Annotated in this window: 7 protein-coding genes; all 7 read right to left on the bottom strand. The window is 70.0% G+C overall.

What is annotated here, in order from left to right; translation table 11 throughout:
* Positions 1-103: 103 nt before the first annotated feature.
* Entirely contained in the window at positions 104-1,921 is a 1,818-nt protein-coding gene (locus tag NON22_RS03485; protein WP_257385519.1) for a phospholipase D-like domain-containing protein, read from the bottom strand.
* Between the two features lie 14 nt (positions 1,922-1,935).
* Positions 1,936-2,514 (bottom strand): YceI family protein, encoded by a 579-nt coding sequence (locus tag NON22_RS03480; RefSeq protein ID WP_257385518.1) that lies wholly within the window; start codon positions 2,512-2,514, stop codon positions 1,936-1,938.
* A gap of 14 nt (positions 2,515-2,528) precedes the next feature.
* Entirely contained in the window at positions 2,529-2,999 is a 471-nt protein-coding gene (locus tag NON22_RS03475) for a SixA phosphatase family protein (RefSeq protein WP_257385517.1), read from the bottom strand.
* A 288-nt stretch (positions 3,000-3,287) separates the two neighbouring features.
* Positions 3,288-3,923: a ParA family protein gene (locus NON22_RS03470; RefSeq protein WP_257385516.1), complete on the bottom strand. Its 636-nt coding sequence runs from the start codon at positions 3,921-3,923 to the stop codon at positions 3,288-3,290.
* A gap of 137 nt (positions 3,924-4,060) precedes the next feature.
* The gene (locus NON22_RS03465) at positions 4,061-5,212 is read right to left on the bottom strand and encodes a hypothetical protein (protein ID WP_257385515.1); all 1,152 of its coding nucleotides are present in this window, start codon (positions 5,210-5,212) and stop codon (positions 4,061-4,063) included.
* 120 nt (positions 5,213-5,332) lie between these two features.
* Positions 5,333-7,033 (bottom strand): gamma-glutamyltransferase, encoded by a 1,701-nt coding sequence (gene ggt / locus NON22_RS03460; protein ID WP_257385514.1) that lies wholly within the window; start codon positions 7,031-7,033, stop codon positions 5,333-5,335.
* A 102-nt stretch (positions 7,034-7,135) separates the two neighbouring features.
* Entirely contained in the window at positions 7,136-8,446 is a 1,311-nt protein-coding gene (locus tag NON22_RS03455; RefSeq protein ID WP_257385513.1) for a hypothetical protein, read from the bottom strand.
* Between the last annotated feature and the right edge of the window lie 66 nt (positions 8,447-8,512).

Raw genomic sequence — 8,512 nt, 5'->3', positions numbered from 1 at the left:
GGCGGCCCGGCCCAGCCGGCGCGCCGGCTGCGACCCGCGGCGGAGCGCCGGCCGGCGGCGGCTCGGCCGCGCGTGGAGGCGAGCTCCGGAAGGGCCGCGCCGCTCAGAGGATGCCGACGAGGCCGGCGCCGAACGCCGTGACGATGCGCGTGTAGATGCTCTTGAGCGGCAGGTTGACGCCCGGGAAGTCGCCGACCGGCTCGTAGCAGTCGTAGAACGCGGGGTCGCTGGTGCGCAGCGGCGCGCAGCCGGGCTTGAGCTCGAAGCTCGTCGCGTAGCGGAACGGCCAGAAGTCGAACAGCGGCAGCGCGGTCGAGAAATCGTTGATCGCGTTGTTGATGCGCTCGACCAGCACGGGCCGCGGCCGGCGCGCGATGACCCAGGCGTTCTGTGGTTCGGTGTCGCGCAACACCGAAGCACGCAGCGCCGCGGCGAATGCCGTGTCGTGGATGATGAAGCCGGACTCGGTGTTGTAGTTGTCCGAGCGCGGATCGAAATTGTGCGAGCCGATCAGGCTGATGCGTCCGTCGATGACGATGGACTTGGCGTGCAGGCCCAGGCGCGGCCCGGCCGGCTCGCCGTCGGTCGGCACCGGCGTGACGTCGCTCTGCGGCGGCGGTTCGTGCAGGCCGCTCAGGGTTTCGTAGCCCTGGATCATCTGCGCCGCGTCGCCCGGGAACGGCTTGAACTCGTGGATCTCGAAGCCGAGATGCTTGATGTAGCGCTTCTTGTACTTGTGCGACAGGGCGTAGACGTAGAACGCGTCGGTCGCGGCCAGCGAATTCGTCGAGACGATGACGCGCAGGTCCGGCACGCGTTCACGCAGGCCGCGGAATACGCGCCGCGCCGGCCGGCTGATCACGAGATACGGCGTCTGCAGTACGATCTCGCGCCGCGCCGAATCGAGCAGGTCGATGATCCGCCGGGTCAGCTTCTTGTCGGCCGGGTTCTCGGGCTCCAGCGGCTTGTTCGGCGAGTCGGAGAAGTAATCGACCTCGGCCACGCGGAACACGTTCGCGGCGAAGCGCTCGGTGATCCAGGTCCGGTCGTCGGCTTGGCGCGAGATCGCCGCGACGCGGTCGGGCCGTTTCCAGACCGGCGTGTCCCAGGGCGGCGCAGGCTCGCGCGTGGCCAGCAGCAGGCGCCGGTTGACGTCCTTGAGCTGGGCGAGCGTGCGCGTGCGCGGATGGTTCCAGAACTGCTCGAACGAGGCCTGCATCTGCCGGCCGGCGGCCGCGCCGGTCACGGCGACGTCGCGGTCGCGGTAGTCGAACTCCGGATCCCAGTCGAAATAGCGGTCCTCGTAGTTGCGGCCGCCGGCCAGACCGGTCTCGCCGTCGATCAGCAGCAGCTTGTTGTGCATGCGCTGGTTGAACTGGAAAAAGCAGCACAGCAGGTTGGCGGCGAATTCCAGCGGCTGGGTCGCGGCCTCGTCGAAGGCCGGGTTGTACAGGCGCAGCTCGAAGTTGGCATGCGTGCGCGCGAGCCGCGCGAGCAGGGTGTAGTCGCCGAGCGAGAACAGCTGGTCGGCGATCACGCGCACGTGCACGCCGCGGCGCGCCGCCTTGATCAGTTCATCGAGGAACAGATAGCCCGCGTCGTCGCCGGCGAAGATGAAGGTCTGCACTTCGATGCTCGTGCGCGCGCTGCGCACGAGGTGCAGGCGCAACGCGAGCGAGTCGGCGCCGTGGTCGAGCAGGGTCACGAAATGCAGCGGGCCGCCGGCCTGGGCGCTTTCGCGGTAGAGCTCGTGATACGGCGAGTCGGCCGCACAGCGGTCCTCGCGCGCGCAGCTCAAAGTGTGGTCGCTCTGCTCGGCGATGACCGCGTCGGCGCGGCGCACGCGTTCGCGCGACAGGGAACAGCCGCCGAGCACGACGGCGAGCAGCAATACGACGAGTATCGCGCATCCTTGGCGCATGGGATTCCTGGTGTTCATCCGGGTTTGGCGGCGACCGCCAGCACGCTCAGGTGCAGGCGCACCTTGTCGGCCAGGGTCGCGCGCCGCGTGCGCATGCCGAAGTCGCTGCGTAGAACGAAGCCGTCGGCCATGACCGGACAGGTCAGCGCGGCCGAGCCCGGACATTGGGACGGCCGCAGCCGCAGGCTCATCGGCCGGGTCACGCCGCGCAGGCTCAGCCGGCCGACGATGTCGCCGCCGAGGTCCAGGGTCGCCATCGGAAACGGCTCGGATTCGAATTCGATGGTCGGATGGGCCGCGGCGTCGAAGAACTCGCTCGACTTGACCCACTCCTCGTAGCTCGCGCGGCGCATGGACACGCCGCGCACATCGATGCGCGCGCGCACGCGCAGGCTGCGCGCAGCGTGATCGACGTCGACTTCGCCGGTGACCGCGCCGAAACGCCCGCCGACGTCGAACATCCACATCGCGCGGACCTCGAACTCGGCCGAGGATCGCCGCGGATCCAGCGCGACCGGCTCGGCCGGGGCCGGCGCCGGCAGGCTCGCCGCCAGCACGACGACGAGGCTGGCCCAGGCGCGTCGCAGGCGCATGGCTCCGGCTCCACTTACGGCGACCAGAACGCCTTGAGGCTGCCGCTGCCGGGTTCTATCTCGCCGCCGATCTCCAGCCAGGCGATGCCGGCCGGCGGCATGCCGCGGAACTCTCCCGACTGGCCCGTCGCGAGCAGCGCGACCAGGGTCTCGATGCCCGGGTTGTGGCCGACCAGCAGCACCTGATCCGCGTCGCGGTGCTGGTCGAGCAGGCCCATCAGGTCGCCGGCCGTGGCCTCGTAGATGGCCGGTTCGTAACGCGTGTCGGAATATTCGATGCGCGCGAGCACGCGCTCGAGGGTCTGCCGCGTGCGTGTCGACGGCGAGCACAGCACGCGCTGCGGCCGCGCGCCGCTGGCCTTGAGCCATGCCGCTGCCGCTTCCGCCTCGGCTTCGCCGGTCAGGCTCAGCGTCCGTTCGCTGTCGCTCTGCTCCGGGCCGGCGTTGCCGGCATGGGCGTGTCGCAGCAGTATGAGTTCTTGCATGGCCGGGCTTCCTCGCCTGTCGTTGAGACCTCTATGGTGCATCAAGCCCGCACGGGTTTGGCGCACCGGCGCGATGACCCGCGCCGGCAGCCAAGTCTGCGCAGTCCGGGTAACGGTTTTGCGAAGGAGGCGGAGGCGGCCGCCCGGCCGGCCGCGGGCGACGGCGGTCCGGCGCCGCGAAACGTGGCCGGCAGCCCGGAAGCCCGGAAGCCCGGAAGCCCGCAGCGCTGCGGCGAACGCGACACGGCGTGCGGCCGCGCCATGGCCGGATCGTTCGACGGCCGGTGCTCAGCCGCCGCTCTTCTTGAGCCACTTCAGCAGCGGCTTCCAGTCGTCCTGGTGGGAACGCACGGATTCGGCGTGATAGTCGAACAGGCTCTTGCCGAGGCCGGTCGCGACCACATAGCCCTGGGTGTCGCGCAGCTGGGCGACTACCTGCAGTGCGAAACGCTGCATCTCCTCGAGCGCGAGCTGGCTCGCGTGGGTCCACGGCCGCAGGCGGTTCGCAACGATGCCGGCGGCGACCTTGCCACGCTTGACACGGCTGAGCCCGGCAACGGCTTCGACGAACGGCCGGCACGCTTCCAGATCGAACGGCGACGGCAGCACCGGGATCAGCAGCGCGTCGACGTCGTCGAGCAGTTCGTCGACGTCCTCGACGCCGGCTCCGGCCGGCGTGTCGATGACGAGGCGGTCGGTGCCGTCGGGAATGCGCTCGCGCCAGTTGCGCCGGGTGCCGTCGACCGGCAGCACGGCGCTGGCCAGGCCGGCGCGGCGTTCGCACCAGTGCCGGCTCGAAGCCAGCCTGTCGCAGTCCACGAGCACGGTATTCCTGCCCTCGACCGCATAGTGCGCCGCGAGATGCGTCACCAGCGTGGTCTTGCCGCAACCGCCTTTGCAACTTGCAATCAGGACTTTCAGCATCGAAGCGTCCTCGCGCCGGCCGAACGCGGTCGAGGGTACACCGAGCCTGCACATCTGGAAATTGCGCGGCCGGGCCGGCGCGGGGTCCCGACTGCACCGGCCCGGGGCGGCGTCAACCGTCCAGGCCGGCGCGGGTTTCAGTCGTCGGCGCCCTCGGCTTCGGACTTGGCGTCTTCGGCCTCGGCCGGCGGCGCCGCGTCGCCGCGTCCACTCCGCCAGTTCGGCGGCTGCCAGGTCGGCGGCGGAGTCGGCGACAGGCCGCGGGCCCGTGCCAGCTCGCGCAGGGCTTCGAGCTCGTTGCCGTGACGCTGCAGTGCGTCGGCGTAGCGGTGCGCCTGTTCCACGACGTCTCCGTCGGCCAAGGCCTGAGTCAGCCAGGCGGTTTCGCGCCGCAGCGCCGCAGCCTCGGCATCGTCGGACAGGCCGGCCTTCGCAAGCACGGTGTCGCCGATGCGGCTGACCAGGCCGGTCTTGCCCTCGCGCAGCAGCCGCTGGCCGAGATCGGCGCAGATCGCGAAACGGCGCGTATCGGCCTCGGGCTGCTTGGCACGGTCGCAGGCGCGGACCAGCACCTGGAACGGCGTACTCAGGGTCTGGCTCATGATCAGGCCGTACTGCACCGGATCGACCGCCTCATCCGCAGCGGCGTTGGCTGCGCCGAGCGCGTGCATCGTGTCGGGGTTGTCGCGGAACAGCTCGATCATGAGCTGGCCGTATTCGATCGAGTGGTCGTCATAGCGCGTCGCCGCGGCCATGCGCGTCAGCGCCGAATCGATCGCGAGCGCGTCCTTGGCCTGCCAGGCCTGACTCAGCACCGGCAGCCAGGCCAGGCCGTTGTCGGATTCCAGTCGCAGCACGGCATCGAGATTGGCCGGCATCCGCGGCGCCGCGCAGCCGCCGTCGGCGCTGGGCATGGCCATCATCGCGACCCACTGCACGAGCGCGTCCTCGGGCGCTGCCGCGGCGGCATTGCGCAGCAGCTCGGCGCGCCCGACGCTGCTGAAATCCGGATCGTCGTCGGCCATCGACAGCACGAGCAGCTGCGAGGCCAGCATCCAGTCGCGCGGCGCGGCGCTTTCGCGCAACTTCCGATACAGCGGTCCGAGCGCGTTCTTTACGGCCTGCGTGTAACGCTCATAGGCCGCGCCCGCTTCGTCGTCGATGGATACGGCCGCCGCCGAGGCAGCGCCCGGGTCCGGAGCGGCGGCCGTTTGCGGCACTGAGATCTGTGCGAGTGCGACGCCGCAACAGAACACCAGGCTCCCTCCGATCGCGGTCTTCAGACGCATGAGCGCAATCCTCCGTGGGGTTTCATCAGCCTAACGGATTTGCAGGACGAACAGGATCAGCCCCCGCAGATCCTTCGTCCCTGTCGGCCCGGCGCATCCGGGACGGTGAAACCACGCCGCTCAGTAGCCAGCCGCCTGGCCATCCTTGCGCCCTTCCGAGGCGCCGATCCAGACGCGGTTCTTCTCGTCCCAGGCGATCGCCTGATAGCCGCCGTACGGGCCGTCGGCATAGGTGACCTTATGGCCTTTCTGCATCAGGCCGCGCACGGTTTCCCAGCTGAAGCCGGTCTCCAGATTGACCTCGCCGCCGTCGCGCATGGCCGTGGCCTGGCCGGTCGGTTCGGTGGAGCCGTCGTGCTGGATGCGCGGCGCGTCGCCGGCTTCCTGCAGGTTCATGCCGAAGTCGATCAGGTTCATGACGATCTGCACGTGGCCCTGCGGCTGCATCGCGCCGCCCATGACGCCGAAGCTGAGCCAGGGCTTGCCGTCCTTGGTCACGAAGGACGGAATGATGGTATGAAAGGGCCGCTTGCCCGGCGCGAAGGAGTTCGGGTGTCCGGGCTTGAGCACGAACATCTCGCCGCGGTCCTGCAGGATGAAGCCGAGGCCGGTCGGCGCCATGCCCGAGCCCATGCCGCGGTAGTTCGACTGGATCAGCGAGACCATGTTGCCGTCCTTGTCGGCCGTGGTCAGGTAGATCGTGTCGCCGTCGTCGAGCGGCGGATGGCCGGCGTCGACCGATTTCGCCGCGGTCTCGCCGATGAGCTTCCGGCGCTGCGCCGCATAGTCCTTGGACAACAGGCCCTCGAGCGGCAGCGACGCGAACGCCGGATCGGCGAAATACTGCGCGCGGTCGGCGAACGCGAGCTTCTTGGCCTCGGTGAACAGGTGCACGTGCTCGACGCTGCCGAAACCGATCTTGCCGAAGTCGTAGCCTTCGAGAATGTTCAGCATGGCCAGCGCTGCGACGCCCTGGCCGTTCGGCGGCAGTTCCCAGACGTCGTAGCCGCGGTAGTTCGTCGATACCGGCTCCACCCATTCGCCGCGATGCGCAGCCAGATCCTCGGCGCTCAGGAAACCGTCGTTGGCCTTCATGTAATCGCCGATGACCTTGGCGATGCGGCCTTTGTAGAACGCATCGCGGCCGCCCTTGCCGAGGGTTTCGAGCGTGTCGGCGAGATTCGGATTGGTCCAGCGCTGGCCCTTGGCCGGGCCGGCGCCATCGCGCGTGAACTGCTCGGCGAAGCCCGGGTATTTCGACAGACGCGGCACCGAGCGCTGCCAGTAGTACGCGATCAGCTCGCTGACCGGAAAACCGTCGCGCGCGTAGCGCACGGTCGGCGCGAGCAGATCCTTCATCGGCAGCCGGCCGAACTTGTCGTGCAGCGCGAACCAGGCATCGACGCAGCCGGGCACCGACACCGGCAGCGGGCCGGTCGGCGGGATGTCGCTGTAGCCGTGCTTGGCGAACCATTCGAGCGTCAGCGACTTCGGCGAGCGGCCCGAACCGTTGTAGCCGTAGAGCTTCTGCGTCCTGGCGTCCCAGACGATCGCGAACAGGTCACCGCCGATGCCGCTGCCGGTCGGCTCCATGAGGCCGAGCGCGGCGTTCGCGGCAATCGCCGCGTCGATCGCGCTGCCGCCTTTCTTCAGCACGTCCACGCCGATCTGCGTGGCCAGCGGCTGCGAGGTCGCGACCATGCCGTGCGGCGCGAAGACTTCCGAACGCGTCGCGAAGGCCTTGCCGGTGACGCGGTCGGCGGCGAACGCCGGCCCGGCCAGCGACACGGCGAGCGCGAAAGCGAGAACGGCTTGACGCATGGGGCGACTCCGCGGCAATGGATCGCCCGAGCTTAGGCCAGGCCGTCCGGCCGCGCACGGCCCGGAAGACAGGGCGCCCGCGCGAGGCGGGCGCCCTGCCGGTCACGGCGTGCTGCCAATACGGCGGACCTCGATGCCGATCGTGCCGCCGGCGTCCTGCCGGTCGACCGCGACGACGAAGCCGCCGGCGGCATCCTTGGCCGGCACGGCCTGCGGCACGGCGCCGGGCAGGATGCCTGCGATCGTGTCGCTCCATTGGAGCTGGCCGTAGGCATCGAGCCCGACGAGCCGCACGAGCGGCGCGGCGCCGCCGGTCTCGGTGCGTAGCGCGAGCAGTTTTTCGTCGCGTCCCGCGGCGAAGGTCCAGCCGCCGCCCGGGAAGCCCGCGAGGCCGACCAGCGGCACGGTCGGGGTTACCGGGCCCTGCGGCCAGACCGTGGAGGAGACCGGATTGCCGTTGACGTCGGCGCCGACGATGACCAGCGTGTCGGCGCCGGCCGGCGCGAGCGCGACGACCTGGTCGACGCCGAACAGCACGCCGACCGGACCCGTGAACGGCATGCCGGGCGCCGGCACGCGGTGGACTTCCTGGAAGCCCCACGACGTCGAGTACACGGCGACGAGCTCGTGCGCCGGCGAGAACGCGAGCTTCGCAAGCTGATGGTCGGGACCGGGATTCAGCCATTCCGTCGCGGCCTGGCTGCCGTCGTAGCTGTCGAAGCGCTGCACGAACACCTGCGGCGGGCTCACGCCGTCGTCGCAGCTGCCGGCGACGCTGAGCGTGTGCACGGCCGGCCAGACGCCGAACGGCGCGTAGTCGATCGCGAGCGTGCCCGGCGCAGCGCCGCCGGCACACGGCTGCACGGTCGTCCGCCAGCGCGGCCAGCTGTCGTCGAACGCGATGACTTCGAAGCCGGCGCCCGCGTCCAGCGCGCGCAGCACGAAGCCGCCGTCGGCGCCGCCGGAAACGGTGTCGACGACATGGCCGCCGGTCTGCGGCTCGCTGAACCACCAGAGCGGCTGCGAGCTGTTCGGCGGGACGACGCTGAAGTCGTCATGGGAGGTCCAGGGATCGTCGGCGCGTTCGATCCGGACGAGGCGATGGCCGTCGCGCTGGTCGACGCCGTGCGGCGTCATCGCAGCGCTCGGCCCCTTGCCGGTCACGCCCCAGATCCACGGAGTCGTGCCGTCGGCGGCGAGCGTGTACTCGTGGATGAATTCGATCTGGCGCGACCAGGCCGGCCGGTTGTAGGCCTGCAAGGCGATCAGGCCGCCGGCGTCGACGGCCAAGCCGTGCTCGGCCAGCTGGTTGGGAAAACTCGGATTGGAACCGATGAAATGCGACCAGTCCGCTGCGCCGGCCGGTGCCGACGCGAGCGCCGCGACGAGTGCGACGTAAAACATCCCCCGCATGAATCCTCCTTGAGCTTCGCAGGCCGGCAGGAATCGCCGGCCGGTGCGAAGTGTCGGAAATCGCCG

This window comes from Tahibacter caeni, assembly GCF_024609805.1.
GTDB classification, from domain to species: Bacteria; Pseudomonadota; Gammaproteobacteria; order Xanthomonadales; family Rhodanobacteraceae; genus Tahibacter; species Tahibacter caeni.
The sequence above is the reverse complement of the archived record's forward strand: the minus strand, read 5'-3'. Positions and strand labels throughout refer to the sequence as shown.

Coding starts and splice junctions, on each gene's coding strand:
- NON22_RS03485 (WP_257385519.1), bottom strand. CDS start 1,921: ATGCGCCAAGGATGCGCGATACTCGTCGTATTGCTGCTCGCCGTCGTG.
- NON22_RS03480 (WP_257385518.1), bottom strand. CDS start 2,514: ATGCGCCTGCGACGCGCCTGGGCCAGCCTCGTCGTCGTGCTGGCGGCG.
- NON22_RS03475 (WP_257385517.1), bottom strand. CDS start 2,999: ATGCAAGAACTCATACTGCTGCGACACGCCCATGCCGGCAACGCCGGC.
- NON22_RS03470 (WP_257385516.1), bottom strand. CDS start 3,923: ATGCTGAAAGTCCTGATTGCAAGTTGCAAAGGCGGTTGCGGCAAGACC.
- NON22_RS03465 (WP_257385515.1), bottom strand. CDS start 5,212: ATGCGTCTGAAGACCGCGATCGGAGGGAGCCTGGTGTTCTGTTGCGGC.
- ggt (WP_257385514.1), bottom strand. CDS start 7,033: ATGCGTCAAGCCGTTCTCGCTTTCGCGCTCGCCGTGTCGCTGGCCGGG.
- NON22_RS03455 (WP_257385513.1), bottom strand. CDS start 8,446: ATGCGGGGGATGTTTTACGTCGCACTCGTCGCGGCGCTCGCGTCGGCA.